16 protein-coding genes are annotated in these 19,016 nt (G+C 39.8%); 8 read left to right on the plus strand and 8 right to left on the minus strand.

The genetic code is table 11. The features are described from left to right. Window positions 1-4: 4 nt before the first annotated feature. The 3 genes from ACQY3F_RS22135 (at window position 5) to ACQY3F_RS22145 (ending at window position 3,988) form a co-directional block, all read left to right on the plus strand. A complete protein-coding gene (locus tag ACQY3F_RS22135; RefSeq protein WP_428357282.1) occupies window positions 5-2,836 on the plus strand; it encodes an AAA family ATPase in 2,832 nt (943 codons plus the stop codon). Between the two features lie 175 nt (window positions 2,837-3,011). Beyond that, window positions 3,012-3,173, plus strand: coding sequence for an AbrB/MazE/SpoVT family DNA-binding domain-containing protein (locus ACQY3F_RS22140; protein ID WP_428357283.1), 162 nt, complete (start codon window positions 3,012-3,014; stop codon window positions 3,171-3,173). A gap of 596 nt (window positions 3,174-3,769) precedes the next feature. Further along, window positions 3,770-3,988 carry a hypothetical protein gene (locus tag ACQY3F_RS22145; protein ID WP_428357285.1) on the plus strand — a complete coding sequence of 73 codons (219 nt, stop codon included), beginning with the start codon at window positions 3,770-3,772 and terminating at the stop codon, window positions 3,986-3,988. Window positions 3,989-4,062: 74 nt separating this feature from the next. Here ACQY3F_RS22145 and ACQY3F_RS22150 read toward each other — a convergent pair whose 3' ends face one another. The 6 genes from ACQY3F_RS22150 to ACQY3F_RS22175 all read right to left on the minus strand — a co-directional run bounded on the left by ACQY3F_RS22150 (window position 4,063) and on the right by ACQY3F_RS22175 (window position 10,195). Continuing rightward, window positions 4,063-4,308, minus strand: coding sequence for a hypothetical protein (locus ACQY3F_RS22150; RefSeq protein WP_428357808.1), 246 nt, complete (start codon window positions 4,306-4,308; stop codon window positions 4,063-4,065). Next, complete coding sequence (locus ACQY3F_RS22155) at window positions 4,269-4,529, minus strand: hypothetical protein (protein ID WP_428357287.1); 261 nt, start codon at window positions 4,527-4,529, stop codon at window positions 4,269-4,271. Before ACQY3F_RS22155 ends, ACQY3F_RS22150 begins: the two co-directional genes overlap by 40 nt. A 15-nt stretch (window positions 4,530-4,544) precedes the next feature. Beyond that, on the minus strand, window positions 4,545-6,866 hold the full coding sequence (locus ACQY3F_RS22160; RefSeq protein ID WP_428357289.1) for a DUF2357 domain-containing protein: 2,322 nt from the start codon (window positions 6,864-6,866) through the stop codon (window positions 4,545-4,547). A gap of 245 nt (window positions 6,867-7,111) precedes the next feature. After that, the gene (locus ACQY3F_RS22165; protein WP_428357290.1) at window positions 7,112-7,705 is read right to left on the minus strand and encodes a Uma2 family endonuclease; all 594 of its coding nucleotides are present in this window, start codon (window positions 7,703-7,705) and stop codon (window positions 7,112-7,114) included. Between the two features lie 35 nt (window positions 7,706-7,740). Continuing rightward, window positions 7,741-9,531: an MrcB family domain-containing protein gene (locus ACQY3F_RS22170; protein ID WP_428357291.1), complete on the minus strand. Its 1,791-nt coding sequence runs from the start codon at window positions 9,529-9,531 to the stop codon at window positions 7,741-7,743. Window positions 9,532-10,042: 511 nt separating this feature from the next. After that, on the minus strand, window positions 10,043-10,195 hold the full coding sequence (locus ACQY3F_RS22175) for a toxin-antitoxin system HicB family antitoxin (protein WP_428357292.1): 153 nt from the start codon (window positions 10,193-10,195) through the stop codon (window positions 10,043-10,045). 541 nt (window positions 10,196-10,736) lie between these two features. On the opposite strand from ACQY3F_RS22175, the gene ACQY3F_RS22180 reads away from it, so the two are divergent. Continuing rightward, entirely contained in the window at window positions 10,737-10,931 is a 195-nt protein-coding gene (locus ACQY3F_RS22180; protein WP_428357294.1) for a type II toxin-antitoxin system HicA family toxin, read from the plus strand. Further along, window positions 10,928-11,278 carry a type II toxin-antitoxin system HicB family antitoxin gene (locus tag ACQY3F_RS22185; protein ID WP_428357295.1) on the plus strand — a complete coding sequence of 117 codons (351 nt, stop codon included), beginning with the start codon at window positions 10,928-10,930 and terminating at the stop codon, window positions 11,276-11,278. Before ACQY3F_RS22180 ends, ACQY3F_RS22185 begins: the two co-directional genes overlap by 4 nt. A 92-nt stretch (window positions 11,279-11,370) precedes the next feature. Here ACQY3F_RS22185 and ACQY3F_RS22190 read toward each other — a convergent pair whose 3' ends face one another. After that, window positions 11,371-11,622 carry an ATP-binding protein gene (locus tag ACQY3F_RS22190; protein ID WP_428357790.1) on the minus strand — a complete coding sequence of 84 codons (252 nt, stop codon included), beginning with the start codon at window positions 11,620-11,622 and terminating at the stop codon, window positions 11,371-11,373. Between the two features lie 98 nt (window positions 11,623-11,720). Here ACQY3F_RS22190 and ACQY3F_RS22195 point away from each other — a divergent pair, with 98 nt between their 5' ends. The 3 genes from ACQY3F_RS22195 to nth all read left to right on the plus strand — a co-directional run bounded on the left by ACQY3F_RS22195 (window position 11,721) and on the right by nth (window position 13,157). Beyond that, window positions 11,721-12,002, plus strand: coding sequence for an RNA recognition motif domain-containing protein (locus ACQY3F_RS22195; RefSeq protein ID WP_428357297.1), 282 nt, complete (start codon window positions 11,721-11,723; stop codon window positions 12,000-12,002). Further along, window positions 11,995-12,249, plus strand: coding sequence for a VF530 family DNA-binding protein (locus ACQY3F_RS22200; protein WP_428357298.1), 255 nt, complete (start codon window positions 11,995-11,997; stop codon window positions 12,247-12,249). The genes ACQY3F_RS22195 and ACQY3F_RS22200 overlap by 8 nt, the downstream gene beginning before the upstream one ends. A gap of 272 nt (window positions 12,250-12,521) precedes the next feature. Further along, on the plus strand, window positions 12,522-13,157 hold the full coding sequence (gene nth / locus ACQY3F_RS22205) for an endonuclease III (protein WP_428357299.1): 636 nt from the start codon (window positions 12,522-12,524) through the stop codon (window positions 13,155-13,157). 471 nt (window positions 13,158-13,628) lie between these two features. On the opposite strand, the gene ACQY3F_RS22210 is transcribed toward nth, so the two are convergent. Further along, window positions 13,629-18,785 carry a RecQ family ATP-dependent DNA helicase gene (locus tag ACQY3F_RS22210; protein WP_428357300.1) on the minus strand — a complete coding sequence of 1,719 codons (5,157 nt, stop codon included), beginning with the start codon at window positions 18,783-18,785 and terminating at the stop codon, window positions 13,629-13,631. Window positions 18,786-19,016: the final 231 nt, after the last annotated feature.

Here is a 19,016-nt window from a genome sequence, read left to right on the forward strand (position 1 = left end):
ATACATGCAAGTCCTTTTATACAACGAACTCAACCCTAAAGCGATTCCAGGCTTACCCAAGCTAATCAAGTTTCTGGAAAACGATGACTTTCACTCCGCCGATGTTAAAAAAGTGGGTGATAATTTATATCGTGCCAAGCTTAATCGTAATGATCGAATTATCCTCTCTATCTATCAACACCTGGGTAAACCCTACGCGCTGATACTGGAATATATTAAAAATCACGCCTATGAAAAGTCGCGATTTTTAAACCAGAATGCCAGCTTTGATGAAGATAAAATCCCCACTATAAAAACACCGGACGAGCTAAAAGCAGAAGCTTTAGTTTATGTAAACCCAAACCATAAAAGCTTTAATCTACTGGATAAAATTGTCTCGTTTGATGACAGTCAGCAATCGGTTTATAGCTTGCAACCTCCTCTGGTTATTATTGGTTCAGCGGGCAGTGGCAAAACCGCACTGACCTTAGAAAAAATGAAACATGCGGTGGGGGATATTCTATATGTCACCCAATCAGCTTATCTAGTCAAAAATTCGCGTGATTTATATTATGCGCATAACTATGATAATGAAGATCAACAAGTCGATTTTCTATCGTTCGATGAGTTTTTAGAAAGCATTCATGTCCCTGAAGGCAAGCCCGTTACGTTTCAACGCTTTCAGCAATGGTTTAGTCGTCATAAAAAAGGCAAACTGCTGAGTGATGCGCATAAATTATTTGAAGAATTTCGTGGCGTTATTACTGGGCCAGCAACGGATAAAAGCTGGTTAAGCCGAGAAGATTATCTTGCTTTAGGCATCAAAGAAACTATCTTCTTACAAGAAGAGCGCGACGCGGTCTATGGTATTTTTGAAAAATACCTCAGCTTTTTACAAGAAAATAAGCTCTACGATAGCAATATCGTCAGCCATCAGTATTTAGAAAAACTGCAAGCACGCTATGATTTTGTGATTGTGGATGAAGTACAAGATCTCACCAATATTCAGCTGTATCTGATTATTAAGTCCTTGCATCAGGCACATGATTTTATTTTATGTGGTGATTCAAATCAGATTGTTCATCCTAATTTTTTCTCCTGGTCAAAAGTAAAAAGTCTGTTTTACAAACAAGATGATTTAGGCGCAGCAGAAAATCTTATTCGTATTTTAAATACCAATTATCGTAACTCACCGCAGGTGACCGAGATTGCCAATAAAATACTCAAAATAAAAAATAACCGCTTTGGCTCGATTGACAAGGAAAGTCATTACCTGGTCGAAAGCAATGGGCACAGCCAAGGTGAAGTGGTCTTTTTACAAGATAACGACCATATCAAACAAGAGCTGGATAAAAAAACCAAAGCCTCGACTCGCTTTGCGGTGATTGTCATGACCCCCGAACAAAAACCGATGGCGCAACAGCATTTTAGTACGCCTCTGGTTTTTACCATACAAGAAGCCAAAGGACTGGAATACGAAAATATTATTCTCTATAACTTTTTGTCACAAGAAGAACAGCGCTATCGTGAAATCAGTAAAGGTGTCACGCTGGTGGATCTGGAAAAAGACATTAAATTTTCCCGCGCTAAAGATAAAACTGATAAATCACTCGAGGTCTATAAGTTTTATATCAATTCTTTGTATGTAGCGTTAACGCGTGCAATTAAAAATTTATACTGGATAGAAAGTGCACCTAAACAACAACTACTGGGATTGCTTGGGCTGGATAATGCTCAGGCGACTCTGGAAATTGCCGATAGTAACTCTAGTCTGGATGACTGGCGACAAGAAGCGCATAAGCTGGAACTACAGGGAAAACAGGAACAGGCTGAGCGTATTCGTGAGGAAATTCTTAAACAGAAAACACCCAACTGGACAGTGATTAGCGGGGATAGTTTAGAAGCACTAAAAGACAAAGCCCTTGCACAAGACAATAAAAAAGCAAAATTAGAACTGTTTGAATATGCGCTGGTATATGAGGATCGTAAACTCCTGAATGCTTTAATCAAAACAGACTTCAAACCGGCAAAAAACCCAGATAAGGGTCTGCAGCTACTACAGCAAAAACACTATGCCACATATAGTTTCAAAAAACCGGATGCAGTGATTAAGCAGGTCAATTCATATGGACCTGACTTTCGTAATGTATTCAATCAAACACCGTTAATGGTTGCCGCGTGGACTGGTAATGTTGCGGTGATTAAAGCCTTATTTGAACTCGGTGCAGATACTGAAAAAGTAGACGAAAATGGATTTACCGCATTACAAATAGCCTTGTCTAAGGCCTGTGGTAATGAGAATTATGCACGTAAAAATTTAGCTGAAACCTACCTCCCCTTAGAACCGACGAGCATTAGTATTCAAGTGGATGGGCGCTTAATTAAATTAGATAAACATCAAATGGAGTTTTTTATGCTCAATATGATGATTGCCTTATTTTATCGAGCATTGCCCAAAAAAATTATTTATTCGGCAGGTGCTTTTTCTAGCCAGGATTTTGTTGATGCAGTTCAACACCTGCCCAATAGTGTTCTACTAGCACGGCGTAAAAAACGTGCCTATCTTTCTAGTATTCTATCCAAAAATGAATTTACTAAAGATGACAAAAACAACCGTAAATTGTTCTTTCGTATCAAGCATGGTCATTATTTATTTAACCCCAATCTTGCGCTTAAAGTTGGAGAGGAATGGGTGAATATCTATGACTTATTATCGCTAGATAAATTGGCAGTCCAGCACAAACAACGAGAGAAATGGTGGGCATCTGATATGAATGAACGTTCATCTGAAATACTGGAGCATAATAAAAAATTTATACAGTCACAGGTTAGTGTTGAACGAAAATCGATGAGTTAATGAGCAGCACCATTTTATAGTGTCGGTTAAAATATAAATATTATCTAACCTTTCAATGACTTGAAAAAACTACAATCAGTCAATGAAAAAGGATGCTGTACAAGTTTATGTTGCTCAAAAAAAAATAATGAGAGTATAAATTGACGTCTTACATTTATTCTTACTGAGAAAAACGATGCTGGCATCCCATGTTAAATTATCGAGCAAAGGACAAGTTGTCATTCCTAAAGCAATGCGTGATTCATTAAATTGGGATACTGGGGTAGAGCTAACACTCGTTGCATCGGAGAGAGGGGTTATTCTACAAACAAGGGAAAAAAATCCAAACAGGACATAAGTTCTTTACGTGGAATGTTCGAAAGCCCCAATATTTCATTATCAACAGAAGAACTTTGTCAGCCTGTTGATTATGAAGTCGATAAGTACCCAAGCATAATTAATATAACAAATTTTACGCAGAATTTTTTTTCATTTTCAAGGCGCGTAAATAGGCGCATAGCTGGCTACGCAACTATTTATGCAACGCTGAAAATGGGGAAAAAGACAAGTAAAATGTTGGATTAATTATGCTTGGGTACTTAACCCACCAACTAAAATAAGGGCAAGCAACGCTTGTTCCCAAGCTCTGCTTGGGAATACATGTTAGAACAGCTCTGCTGCGGGGTGGTTCAGTAAGCAGAGCTTACTTGTCATTCATTCCCAAACAGAGTTTGGGAACGAGAAAGTGTTTACACTTTCGGTAGTTTATTTAGTGTGGCTTACCTAAAACTCAGTCATCAGAAATTTGAACAATTCATTGAATTTTGTGAGGATTTCACATTAAAGCCGGGTAAAAAATTATTATCGGAGGCAAAGCACTGATAAAGAAGGGTCGAAACTAAGGAGTTCGCATTAAAGAAAAATACCACCTTAAAAAAATAAAGGAGATGGAAGATGCAAGCATTGCGACAAATAATTGATACGCAGAAATTAAAAGGGATTATTGATATACCTGATAATTTTAGTTTTGAAAAAGTAGAAGTACTCGTGTTGCCAGTCCAGGAGAAAATCAGCACAGACAAAAAATTCAATCCAGACAGTTTTTTTTCAGTCAGTAATTTTGTTGATGTTGAGAAACAATTAAACAAAATACGAGATGAGTGGGAACGCTGAAACTTGAAACATATAACTTGTTTGTAATTGATTGAATTAAGTAGCCCCCGCGTTAAATCAACCAAATACAAAGTTTAAACTTGTTCAAGCCTATATAACATATCTGGAACTTCAAGATACTCGCACTCTGATTTTAACCATAAAGTAAGCGTCTCAATATAATCAGCTAAATGTTGTTTATCACGAATAGCACATTCCCAGATGATAGCAGTTCTCCAGCCCAGGACTTTTAATTGGTAATAAACCAGCCCATCTCTGCGTAGATTTACAGCAAATTTTTTTATCCAGAACTCTGTGTTTTGCTTTGGGGTGCTGGCCAATTGACAGTTTTCGTGTCTACGCGAGTAACAGCTATAAATAAAATGACAGCTTTATACTTTCTTAAAACCAGGTCAGGTTTTCCGGGTAAAGATTTATCGTGAAGTCGAAAGCGAAAGCCTTGGCGATGTAGTAAAGAACGGATGGTCATCTCAGGCCTGGTATTCTTGCCTTTGATATTTGCCATCATTCTGGAGCGGGTTTGTTTGTCTACGACATCCATAACTCGAAATCGAAATTATGTTTGTTGCAAAAAAGCATAATGATTAGCTAAATCACTCCATACTTTAGCTGTCGTTAAAGCTTCAATACTTACCAGCTTAAATTTGAAATCTCTTGCACCTGAAACATCAATAGATAGCGACACTTTCTTTTTACTACCCAATTCAAACAGCCAATAGAATTTTTGCAGATTAGTCGTTAGCGCTTTTGCGCCAGCCTGATCTTCACTTATTTCATGACGCTTAACTAACTGAACAGAAATAATATCGTAAATATATTCAATCCGGCGTTGTTCATCATCAGGAAAATAAACGACAAAAGCACAGGACTTGATCTCTCGCATAGCCGCACGTTGTACTCGCTTAGTAACGGTTGTGTGTTCAGGTAGGTGATACCACTTTGCTTTACCTTGTCTAAAACTTTCTAAATACTTCTTACTTCTTTTTGAGCCTAAAGCAACTGCTAATGATAAATCCTGATACCTTGTTAACTTCATCCCTGTATAGCTTATTCGTGCTGCTTCCTGTACATAAAAACGGTCGGATGCTTCGGCTTTATATTTATTCGCTTTATTATCAGCATGACCAAACTGATCGAGCAGAAAATCTTTTAACCAGGTATTATTTGAGTTGGGTAATAAAGGAAAGGCTCCAATACCAATTTCAGCAATGGCATCTTGATAGGGGTTCTGAGTTGTGGAACTTTTAAACCAGCCTGGATATAAAACAAATGCACCAAAAATTGGCCGTGTTTTTTCTTGCCACCCATCATCTGCCTGATGAATATGAATCAAAGCATCACGGTATCTGTGCATCTGATTAATTGCATCATCTGGTGCAAAATCGACCTCAGTATCACTAGGTGAGATACGATATTTAGCATCAAAAATCCAGCGTATTTTTTCACCATTTTCAAATTCTGCTTCTAATAAAATATCGGGTTTCTGGCTAGTGATCCATGAATAAATATGGCCAGATTTTGGTTGATCAGGTGGCTTATTAAAGGGGGGTTCATGGGCTAATCGTATTTTAATATTGTCTCGTGTTAAGTTAAACGCAGCTCCCATTCCATCATATAGTGCCTTTTCTACTCCTTTTTTATAGAGTGCAGGTTTGCGTGAGCTGAGTTCTTCAAAGCCTAATTCATCAATTAACAGTCTACGCACTTCCAGCACACACCAGACTTCATACAATTCAGCAACAGTCTTCATTGAAATACTGGCATGTTGACCGAACACATCTAGGTACAGTTTTAGTTGTTGCCAGACACGGTAAACATTGGCATACCCTGTTTTTTGATGCAACACTAATGATTCGCCATTCAAGCCTTCATAGTGACCAATTTCTCGAAAAAAAGGGCGTTTTAAATAACGTTCTAAAGGTGTTTTCCAATGCTTAAGTTGTTCAAAGAAAGAATCAGACAAGCGGCTATTTTCAGGGGCAGCATCATTTTCCTTTACGCGCACAATAAAGGCAGAAAGCTCTCGTGTACAGCGAATTAAAACCATTTTAATAAAACGATTTTCAGGTGTATCAATTGATAAAACCTTGCTATCAAGCCTGTAGCGTTTGTGAATATCGTGGTTGACTAGCGCAGATTTAACTTGCGCTTCCAGACGTGGAGATAACCGGCCTTTTAGTTGTTCGGCTCTTAAATTTCTGGTTCGAGCTAATAAACGTGAATGTGGTGACTGCAGGATTTGTTTAATTCCTTGCTCCAGCTCTGAGCGCAAACTTTCAAACTGGGACAGCCATAATAATGGAAAGCGCTCATGTGGCTTACGGGAACGTGTTAATTCCTGCTCTGTTAACTGGGCAAAAGAAAAACGTAACAAGGGATATTGCGTATCAATAATTTTCTGAATATAGGATATGTCTGATTCTATATCCATTTTAGTCGGCAGGACTTCAAATGAAATAGCCTGGGAGTGTTCTTTACCGTCCAATTGATAACTTAATACCAGTTTAAGCCACCCGATATGATTACCCGTCGTAATGCTACCTCTTAATGAGTTTCCTGAATAATGAAAAGCATCTTCAATACTAGATAAGCGATGTTTAATAACGGGGGCAGTAATACCTCGATTCGCCTGAAATTGAAAATCAAACTCATACAATTTGTTTTCAAAAAACAGTGGCTCACCCGATATGGGGTACTCGCTTTCCCTGCTATCTAAATCCGTGATATGTATTATTGGATCAAACCGTAAGCAAGTAGCAGGTAGCTCTTTATGTCTTGCCTCTAAAGTATGCCTGAGTAGTTCTTGTGACCGGCTAATGTCCTTACTCCAGACGATCAGTCTCCAACTAGGGGTTTCAAGATTAAGTAATTCAGGCATTATTTATAATCAAAAAAATGTTCAATAACGATGTACCAATTCATATACTTTCATTAAGGGGACTTTATTCCTTTATAAGGTAGCTTATATATTAATTTCTCGTTCCCATGGTCTCCGTGGGAATGCATACAGGAACGCTCTGCGTTCCGTGACGCAGAGCGTCACCCACTGCATTCCCACGCGGAGCGGTGGGAACGAGAGCCAATGATGGTGCCCCGTCTTAAAGTGATAGCCATCAATTTTAATTAAATTTCCGGGCTCGTTTTTTTGTTCATGAAGTCAACCATATCCTGGTTTTGTACTCGATGATAAATCTCTTCTACCGCTAGGCTTAATTGAATAGAGTCAAAAGTAACTATATCACCTAAAAAATAATGCCTGGATTTCCAGTCATCCTGTTTTCTAAGAACTTCAATATCCACAAAATCCTGCTCAACCAAAACATACTCAAGTAGGCTGGGAAGGTTGAGGTAAGAAAATCGTTTAGTCGTCCTGTCTTTTTGATAGGTGGACTGGGATAAAACCTCAATAATAATGACAGGGTATTCGGTGTAGTGTTTATCCTCGGTCTTATCATCACAGACAACCATCACATCAGGGTAAAAAAAGTTTCCGCCAGCCTTTACTTTTATGTCGGAAGCAAAGGGTTCACAAGGGGAGTTTTTTAGATGATGATTGAATTCAGCATAAATATTACCGGCAATACGCTCATGATTTTTACTCGCCCCAGCCATGGCTTCAATCTGTCCGGCAATGAGCTCATGTTTTATGTTACTACTTAGTTCATTTTGTAAGTATTTTTTTGCACTTATGGCATCTTTATTTATAACAGCTGACATTGTTTATTACTCCCATGCAGTAGAGATTCAATAGCTTATGGCCAGAACGAGGTAAACCCATTAGCAGACAAGCGTGCTTTCATCCAGTTCAGTTTCTTCTTTGAACGGCAGCCAATAGACAGTATGTCACCTGTAATACTTTCTCTTAGTAAATCAGGGCGCGTCTTTGTCTCTTCCCAGATTTCATTTAACTGTATTGCAAGAACAGATTCAAGTTGATTGAGTAAACTATTGTCACCATCATCCTGTAATTTCTCACTATCCCCTTCGATCCGTGGTAAAACCTTAGTCATCAAAAAGTCATCCCAGACCGCTTGAAGTTCCGTTTTTTCTTTAGGCATAAAACAAACCACCGCAATTAACAACTCATTGAGTGCTCGATAAGCCAGCTCAAATGGAGTTTCTTTTAAAACAGAATTAATCGCCTCCAAGAATATAATACTCTGACTTCCACCAGGATCATATTCAGCAATAAGACTTAAATCGACTTGAGAATATCGGGGGAAACTCAGTGTTTTTGCCTGAGTCTGTGCTGCAAAGTACGCTTGATAATCATTAGGAAAGAACTCACCAAAATCTATTGTAAAAGCACGATCAATCACTTTGCGAGAAAAACCATGTGTGGTTTCATCCATGTTGACGGTGCCAGCAATAATCAGATTCGGCGGGATGCTAATACCTTTATTTAAAAAGTAATCCCATAATTTATCCCACTCTTCTCCCGTCAAATTAAGCTGGGTTCTTAATTGAGCCAGGTTATCCACTTGTTTAAAGACGCCAGGGTTTAGCAACGCATCACAGTGATATAGGCCTTCTTCCCAGTAACGTGTCTCAACAATCGCTAAATAATCAGCAAAATATTGTTCGACGGGTGCCAGGTTCATCTCATCCAGGCACAACCAATAAGGCACGCAATCATCTATATAATGAATCGTCCCATCTTCAATACTACCGCTTATCTCTTTCCATGCGGCGACTATAAACTGCAAGAAATCAGTCACAATATATTGTGATCCATTATTGCCAAGGCGAGAGATATAGCCTAATAAATCGGAGGGTTCGTGCCAGTCGGGGCGGACAGGCACGATACAATAATTTGAACCGTCTTCTCTAAAGCGTTTGGCTTGTTCTCTTACAAAACGTGTTTTACCAGTTCCGGAGATACCAGACAAGAGAATAAAGGGTTTGGGTAATTGTAAGTAATTTGAATTTATAACAAGATTAATGTCGACTCCCTCATTTTGTTTTATTATCTTCCAGTATTCATATGCTTGGCCATAGAGTTCAAGCAAATTCATGAGGTCTTTTTCTAAAATATCATCGTTAGGTATAGATTCGGCAGAGTAGTACTTTGATATAATGTTTGACATTTCATAAGATTTTCCAAGAGGAGAATTTGCAGCTAAATTTATGCTGGTTGTTCCCCAATTTTTTAAATCAGCCATTAACTCAAGTAGTTTTTTAGAAATTTCTCGAGCTTGTTTCTCCGCCTCCTTTTTTCCTAGTTGCTCTGAAGGAGCAGTAATTCCCTGGATTAAAGAAAGATATATACCACTTCCATCTGCTTTAAATAGATATACTGGATAGAATCCATCCTGAGTTGTAGATGTTATTTTAGGGTCCAGTATTGATAACCATGGTACATTTGCCCAATTACCAGCACCTGCACTCGATTTTATTTTAAATGAAGGATAATCATTTGAAATATACTTTTTAATTGTTTCAGGAAATTCATGCCTAATTTTTTTTGCTACTGGATGATTGGTAAATGCTTCCCCTGTTGCTGTAACCCAGGCACTAGTAATTTCTTCCAATAACTTTTTCAATATAACCTCATATATTCTTAATTATCCCTGGGAGCTAAAGTCAGAAAGTATAAACCCATATTCATTTGCGCAGCGATCATCAAATAGAAGGCTGCTTAATAACGCAAAGAAAATAGGAAGCTTATGGCGATGAACGAACCTTTAATTTGTATTATGTAAATATTAAAGGTAAATAGCACAAACAATTATTATCGACTTGAGTCTAATCTAGCAGACATTTTTTTCATAATGCTGTGATGGCATGCTCACAGTGACGTTGTATCGATCAAAGTCTGTCATATTTATCAGGATCTATAACAGGTACTGCTCGCATTACTTTATCAAAATCTTCTCGGCTAGAATTTTTTGCTTCTTCATCCAGATAGTCCTTAGGGAGCTGGAAATAAATAACCGTCCGGTATTGGGTAGGATTTTTGTTTGTCTTTAGTGGTGTAGCAACGGGCGCATAGCAAGCTACGCAACTGTCGCTACATCGCTAAAGACGGACAACAAGACCAGCAATATTGGATGATTATTTGTTTCCATCTCCCTTAGTTAACAAGGCAGACATTTTTTCAGCTGCCGCCGAGGCTAAAAACTGATTTATTGATATACCCTCTCGTTTTGCAAGTTCCTTTATTTTTAAATGTATCGACTCGGGAAGTCTTAGTGTTAATGTAGTCATTATTTACCTTTCATTCATTACTTTAAGAAAATCTGCCGGTTTGATAGCTTGTACTCCAAAAACTCAATCTGCTTAAAATATTTCCTGATTAGCCATATTCAACATCTCGTCATCCTGCATGTTGTCAGCAGGAATCTTGTCGGTTAAGCGTAGATTCCCGATAAAGACCTCGGGAATGACGAGTTTTTAATATGCTGATGTTTAAAGTTTTCTTCTACTATGGCTGAGAGTCTTACGTCATCAAGTAAGCCTTTAAGGTATAGTGTCATACTAACATTGAATATAAAAATTTTTTTCTGTGTGGAGAGTGATTAGTTGTACAGTACAGATTCATTCCGCCTAGTACAATCTATAAAGACCCAGTAAATCAACAGTTAATATCGAAATCTTGATGCAAATGAAAAAAGCGGGGATGATTAGGAAAATTAAAAAATTGACTGAGTAGCTTGAGTGAACTTCTATTTTAGGTTTTTTCTACAGGCTGGTTAGGGGTAAAGAGCTAAGTATTGCATAAATAGTACCAGCATAGTACTATCAATCTATGCCTCCTAAAATTAGAGAATTAATTAGCCAATTACAAAGCATAGGCTTCGAAAATCGAGGAGGTAAAGGTAGTCATCGTAACTTTACTCATGAAAGTGGAGCAAAGATTACTGTGAGTGGAAAAGCAGGAGATGATGCAAAAGCCTATCAAGTCAAGGCAGTAAAAAAAGCGATTGATGAGGTATCGAAATGAAAGTAAGTGATAAATATTTAAAGATCGTTGAATGGTCAGAAGAAGACAAATGTTATATCGGTCATTGCCCTAATTTGATGTTAGGGGGTGTTCATGGTGAAGATGAAGCAAAAGTTTATAAAGAGTTATGCGTAGCTGTTGAAGAATGGGTTGAAATCTATAAAAATGATGCAGAGACACTTCCTATAGCAACAGCGGGCAAAAAATATTCAGGTAAATTTAATCTTCGTGTTGGCGAAAATTTGCATGAGCAATTGAGTCTTGATGCTTTAAGGTCAGGAGAAAGTTTAAACTCGTACTGTATTAAAAAATTACAAGAATCGTATTCATTTACCCCGACCCTGTAAATAATTCTGTGTAACTGGCTGGTGAAGATATTGTTAAGAATCGGGGAGTTTTAATATCGTCTTCTGAGCTAACTCTTATTTCCCATTTTGAATCAGGGTTTTTTTATGCATTCTAAATCCGACTCAAATCCAGAAACTTTATTGTTTTTTTGCTGACAGCGGTTAATTGTCTGCATTGAGAGAATGAAGTGGTTTTTAAGTCCTAAACCAAAGCGACCAAGATCCTTTTCAGTTCTTTCATTTCCTGAGCGCTGGCTACCTAAGTGCATTGCATTAATCAATTCTTGTTCTGACATGCCATGCCCATTGTCAGCAATACTTATCCATAGAGTGCATATTCGCAGCCTTCATGAACACTGATTCTTATCGAACGTGAACACCCCAGCGTAATACACAAGACCAGCGTATAATCACACTATTTCATAATTAAACGGTTATTCAAATGAAAATACTGATACGTAACCTCACTCGCAATACCACTGAGGCAGAACTTAAAGCCTTGTTTGAAACTTATGGTACTGTGCAGTCCTGTACTCTGGTTTTAGATAAAGATACCGGTATTTCCAAAGGCTTTGGCTTTGTTGAGATGCCTAAGATAGGCGAGGCTAAAGCAGCGATGAAAAATCTAAACGGTAAAGAGCTTGGCAGTAGCAAAATTCGTGTTAAAAAAGCGGAGCAAAAACCAGCTGACAGCAAGAGTGATGCAGCCTCAGAAGATGACTAAGCTGCATAATCAGGATCCTTTACATGGTGTAACGCTAAAGGAGATAGTAACTCAGTTGGTTGAGAAATATGGCTGGCCGGAGTTAAGTAACCGGATTAATATTAAGTGTTTTAGCAATGATCCCAGTATTTCCTCTAGCCTGAAATTTTTGCGGAAAACACCGTGGGCGAGGGAAAAAGTGGAGCAACTTTATATAGCTACGTCGCGGTCGAGTAAGGAAGATAATCCCTATAAGAAATCTAGCTAGGGGCAAGAATCACTGCTATTAAGTTAAGCCTATTTTCCAATGTAGGATGGGCAAAGGAGCTTTATCCCGTGCCCATCATAGCGATGGTGATGGGCACGCTACGCTTTGCCCATCCTACATTTTAGCTGTGTTGGTTCTTAACTTAATGGTAGTGAGGGGCAATAATATATTGCCGGCTTAGTTTTTAGGCAACTTGCAATAGCTAAAGCTATTGCACTCCAGTTAGTCTTTGTCCTCTTGATTGCATAAAACAAATATTTTAATTTTTTAATATGAATAAAGATAAACGCCTGGAGATTTTTTCCCGGCTTGCCGAGGCGATTCCAGAGCCGGTTACTGAGCTGAACTATAACAGCACTTTTGAATTATTGATCGCGGTTGTGCTGTCTGCACAGGCGACTGATAAAGGGGTTAATAAAGCGACGGCGATTTTATTTCCTGTGGCCAATACACCACAGGCGATTTTTGATCTGGGAGTAGTGGGTTTAAAAGAATATATTAAAACCATTGGTTTATATAATAGTAAGGGCGCTAATATTATTAAGCTATGTCGTAAGATGCTCGATGATTTTAATAGCGAGGTGCCACAAACACGTGAAGAGCTAGAATCTTTAGCGGGTGTTGGCCGTAAAACGGCGAATGTTATTTTAAATACGGCTTTTGGCCAGCCCGTAATGGCGGTGGACACACATATTTTTCGGGTATCCAATCGGACGGGTATTGCCAAGGGAAAAAATGTATTAGAAGTTGAAGCCAGACTGGATAAGCATGTACCGAAACAATATAAACTGGATGCACATCATTTATTAATTTTACATGGCCGTTATACCTGTATTGCGCGAAAGCCTCGATGTGCTAGTTGTGTAATTGAGGATTTATGTGAGTTCAAAGAGAAGGTTGACGTTTAATATAAGCTGAAATGTAGGCTGAGGTACGGAATCCATCATTTTACGTGGGATTGATGGGTTTCGCTACGCGCTCTTGCGAGTCACTGCGCACCTAAAAAGACAGGTGCTACGTTCTACCCATCCTGAAATGTTAAATTAATTTACCACATATACTTGCCTGATTACCCATAACCCTCAGCTATACTTCGTCATTCCTGCACGCTTTAAGCAGGAATCTAGTAGGATAAGCATAGATTCCCGATAAAAGACTTCGGGAATGACGAAGTTTTTAACATACTGATGTTTCAAACTTTATTCTACTATGGCTGAGAGTTGTACATAATCAGGTATACCTATGCGCCAGTTTCAGCGCCCCCGTATCAAGTACGGGGCAGGCTTTGCTATCGACAAAAATCAGCTCACTATACAACCGCATCCGTGACCGCACGAAGTATAGCTATATTTTTCCCGGTATTCTAGCAACTGATTTTTCTAGGTTAAAACAACCTCTACCATCGGCACTTCCCATTGCTCGACTTTGCAACGCGATTGATATTGTTCTTCACTATCGGTTTTATAACGTGTAATCATTGCGATAACGGTAATGCTCTGTACCCGATCGAGTTTGCTTTGCCACTGGAGTTGCGCATTTTTTGATAAGGCAGCAATACTGATACTATTTTTTTGTAGCACTATTTTATTATTCTGCTGATTAAAGCAAACTTGTTCTCCGACCTGCAGAGTGTCTAGTGTTTGATGAATAGGATGGCTTGCGTTAAAGCTTGCTGCATAACTCAAGTCTAGATCTTTCAGCCCTAATATTAGATAGTGTTTATTTTTTATCTGCAATTCAGCTGTGGGCGACTCGTCTATCTCGCGTGGTAATACACAGTCGGCTGCCAAAGTCTCCAGAAAGGGGTTATGTTGATCTTGTCGTTGTAATAAGCATAAGGTTTCTTTCGCTCGGGTCATGGCCACATAATACAAGCGTCTTTGCTCTTCGCTAGCGGGATTTTGCCAGCCCCCGTCAAGAATAAACACATGGCTAAATTCCATGCCTTTCACCGAATGAATGGTACTCAGGTATACGCCTTGCCCCAGACGGTTATCACGCCGTTGTTCTGCAAGTGCTTCATACAAGTATTCTTGTAGCTGCTGAATACTTGTTTCTGCATTCCCCGTTTCTAGAGCCCAGTTATGTAATAAGTCCTGCAATTGTTGCTGCCAGATATTAGCGTTACCACCACTCTCTTGTTGTAAATAATCTAGCCAATCACTGGCTTTACACACTTTATGCGAACTGTGTTTTAGTGCATTAAGCAAGGCTATATTTTCTCGAATACGCCAGGGCGAGGGTTGACTTTGCTTAGCTAAGGCTAAACTAAGCGGTACTTGCTCCGCTTCCAGCTCTGCTCTAACAGGATTCAATAAACGCCATTCAGTTGATAACACTGCGCACTGCGACCAATCCAGGCTGTTATCTAATTGTTTTAAGCGCTGTAATTCTTGCACTACAATCTGGGCTTGCCGAGTGTCATTTGCACAGCGCAATATTTGTACCCGACCCTTCGTTAAAGGATCAAGCTTTTCCCAACGACCACCCGCTGGTAAACCTTTGCGCCCTTGATTAATGCGGATCGGGTGCTTTTGTTTCATGCGGTCATGATTCTGCTGGATAAGTTGATTTGCCGCCTGGATGATATGTGCACTGGAGCGGTAATTTTCAACTAAATAATGCTGTGTAGCCTGATAGTCCTGTTCAAATTGACGAATAAAGCCCACATTAGTACCGCGAAACTGGTAGATATTTTGATCATCATCCCCTACCGCTAAGATACTCAAACGGTTATCTTCATCCTGATTTCTCCCTGCCAGGGCTGAAATAAGTTGATATTGCAGCTCATCGATATCTTGATATTCATCCACTAAAATAAAACCATAGCCCGCAAGTAAACGATCACGCATTTCATCGCTATTCTCATTCAAACAAGCTTGTTTTCCTGTTAATAGATCAATGGCTTGCTGAATCATAGTCTTAAAGAGCTGTTCGCCTTCACCGGCACTCGCTTGATCCATAGTATGCAGCGCATGACCCGTTAAGCGTAAGCTCAATCCGTGATAGGTTTGAATTGTCACTGCTTTAGCATCTGGCCCAACTAGATCAAACAATCGCTGGCGTAGTTCTGTGGCGGCATTGCGGTTAAAACAGAGCACTAAAATACTCCGGGCAGGCACTTGTTTAACGCGTAATAAATATGCACATCGATGAATGACTACACGCGTTTTACCCGATCCAGGCCCGGCTAAGATCAATAAATTATCATCTTCATGGCTTGCTACCAATGCTTGTTGCTGGGGGTTCTGCAGATCACTGACAATCTTTTGAAAAGATTGCTGACTGGTCGCTCGTTCCAGAATATCCCTGCGGCCCTTAAAGTACTGTTTGACGAAATCGCTTTTATCTTGCGAGAAATAAGCCAGCACAAAATTTAACGCATGGCCTATTTTCTCCAGTCCTTTGAGTGCATACTCATTCATCACATGCACCTGGAAGATGCGCTCGCCATAATGCTGTGATAAAGGTTCATAGTCGCCTTTGATATAACGTCTGCCTTTTGCTTCAGGCAACACTTGAATCGTCATGGCACTACGAAAAACCGCCAGTCCTTTTTGCAGCGTAATAATTTTTTGCTCATGTAGGAAATTCAGCCCACGCTCTACCGCTGCTAGTGGGTCTTTCAAAGAGGAGTGCATTTCTATATCTTGTTTTACAGCAGCTAGTAGCTCTTCTATTGAAAATTCCACCAGTAAATCCGCGCCTGCTTTAGTGTCTACGGGAACCTTGCTTAAAATCTCCTGTAAAACCAGTAATGCAACCGCTTGTCTGCGGCGTACGGTTGCTGATAAGGCCGGCCAACCCCGGTTAAGCTGATCTAAACCAGAATGCCTGAGAAAAAAACTTCCTTTATTGCCCGCCAAGCCTTGCCCGTCTTTACTCATTGAGATCAGTAATAATTGCAACACACCGGGGCTACATTCCTTAAAGCCTAGATCTAGCAAGTGTTGATTAATATGCCGTAAGGATAATATCTGCCATTCTTCGGTATCAGCATCAGGGGCTTGTTCCTGCATAAGCTTAAGCAATTCATTTTCTAATTCACAGATTTTTTCCAGGAGTAGGCTAGATGAATTTTTAACTTTGTAACGCACAAAAGCGGTTAATAATAAATTCTTCTGAATAATACCCGCTTGCGACATATCGAATAGCGTGCGAATGACTCGTTGACTTGCGGTTTCGTTGTGCCTATTTTCTTCTGCCGGCGTTTTCTCGGCAAAGTCCGGTATCTGCGCTAGTTCATCCGCACTAAAACCTTCATCACTCTCGGCATTAAATAAGGTATCCAAAATAGCTAACCAGCGTTTTTTCTGGCGTATCGATAAATTAAGCTGTGCTATCTTCTCCTCAGCTTCCTGTAAATTTTTAACGATGGGCTTGCCTTGAAATACCTGGGTTTTATTCTCGTTACGCTGGATAAAACCTGCCCTTTCTAGCCAGGAAACAGCAGTGATGACTTTTGTGCCCGCGTTATATTCGTCAGCTGCAAAAGAGGTCTCTACAATCTCGTTTTGCAATAACTCGCCGGTAGTGACGACGACATTATCAAATTTATCTTTACGTGTCCGGCGCAAACCTTTTAATATCTGGGCTATATCTCGCTTGCTCACCTGCGATGCAGCGGATAGCTTAAATTGCGTATCAATATCATTTTCATCAAATAATAAAACGCATTCCGCTAGCTGTTGATCACGCCCAGCGCGTCCTGCTTCTTGCAAGTAGTTCTCCAGTGAGCCGGGTATATCAGCATGAATAACCAGGCGTACATCTTCTTTATCAATCCCCATACCAAAGGCATTGGTTGCCGTAATAATGCGCGTATTACCGCTAATAAAGTTTTCCTGAATATGTTTTTTCTCAGCGGCATTTTTTCCTGCATGAAAGGCTTCTACTTGCCACTCCAGGTTTTGTAAAAACTCGGCAACTTCTTCGGTCTGGTTGCGTTTGGCACAATATATAATTGCGCTACCCGTTTCTAGTTCATCTAAGCGCTCATGCAATAAAGCATTAATACGCGCATATTTATCCACGCTATTGACCGTTTGGACTTCAAATTGCAGGTTATTACGTTCTACACCTCCCTCAAAAACTATGAGTTCCTGTGCTAAATTCGCTTTGAAGTAATCGATAATTTCCTGTTTTACATCTTGCTTGGCAGTTGCCGTAAAACATTGTACTGGCGGTAATAGAGCATGCTGATGGATTGCAAATTCTTTAATAAAACGTGCGACATATAAATAATCCGGACGGAAATCATGTCCCCATTTTGATAAGCAATGCGCCTCATCAAAGACCCAGCAGCCGATTTCACGATGTTCAATTGCCTTTTTAAACCCCGAATTGCGCAATTGTTCGGGCGACACATATAGCAATGCAATATCACCCATCTGTATGGCTTTGATCACTTCACCCCGTTCGGGTGCGGTTAACATACCATACAAGGCAGAAGTACTGGGCGATCCGGTTTTACTGCGCAGATTATCCACCTGATCTTTCATCAAGGCCTGTAAGGGTGAAATCACGATAGTCAATGCGCCGCGTCGTTGATAACGCACTAAAGCAGGCAACTGAAAACACAAAGACTTGCCACCCCCGGTTGGTAACACTGCAAACAAGGGAGAGTCCCGCATACCTGCCTGAACAATACTTTGCTGTAAACTGCCACCCTGAGAATTTTCAGGCTGCGCGCGAAATGTAGGAAAACCGAAAAAGCGCTGTAATTGAGCGACAGGATCATGAATTTCCTGACAATAATGACAATCCGGTGCCTGACAAGGAGCATCACGTAATTGCCGTAAAACAGAAGAAACATCAGGGAATTGTTCACGTACCCACGGTGGTAATACCGAATTACCACCTGCGACTCGTAACCAGGCTAAACAATAAGCTAATGCAGGGCGTAAAGCAGGATTAGGTAAATAGGCGGGAATGACTTTATTAAAAGACGTTTTACAAACTTGGTTTTGGGTTAAAGTCTTGAATAGATCAAAGGCGGTATTTGCATTGATTGAATCAGCGCCCATAACCAGCAAGCTGCGCTGCAAGCCTTTAAATCGATCGTTTTCAGCAAAGGCGTAATAATAAAAAGATAACAGGTCTGACTCGACATGCTGCTCCTGCAGTGCCTGGAACTGATCCTGATACAGAGACAAGGCAAGCTTGGCATCCGCTAAAGGATCATTTAAGCTGTCTCGTACTAATTTGTAATTTTTAACTAAGCGATGGTAAGGGTTTTCCGGAAAGGCGAGTGGAGATAAATATAGCGTATCGATAACTGGCTTTTTAAGCAGAGCCAGATCAGGATTAAGTGCAGCGCATAGTGGTAAGTCATGCCCGATAATATTGTGGCCTAATAAAAATTCGGCATCCTTAGCAAAATCATCCAGTTGATTAAGGATCTGGCGGATATTAAACGGTGCTTTACGCTGCAAGACCTGATCTTGAAAAACGGCTCCAAGAGCAAATATTACCCCGTTTTCATCGGATTCCAGATCGAAGCTGCAGATTTTATTTAGATGATTATTCCAATCCATTGTATTTATATGTTCTTACTACACCACAGAACGCTTAACTCAGGCGTAGCCCAATATGGAATTTATGTAATGCAGGACATGGGTGCCACGAATATCCTGTATTCCGCAAGCTCCATACAGGCTACGCTAAATTTTAAAAAAGATCTTTAGCAAGTTCCCGTGCTTTTGCGTGGACTAATGGGTGCTGCTAGTCAATATAATCACTATTAGCGAGATAAAGTTGCATAAGGT

The sequence above is a fragment of the Methyloprofundus sp. genome (assembly GCF_965251085.1).
GTDB lineage: Bacteria > Pseudomonadota > Gammaproteobacteria > Methylococcales > Methylomonadaceae > Methyloprofundus.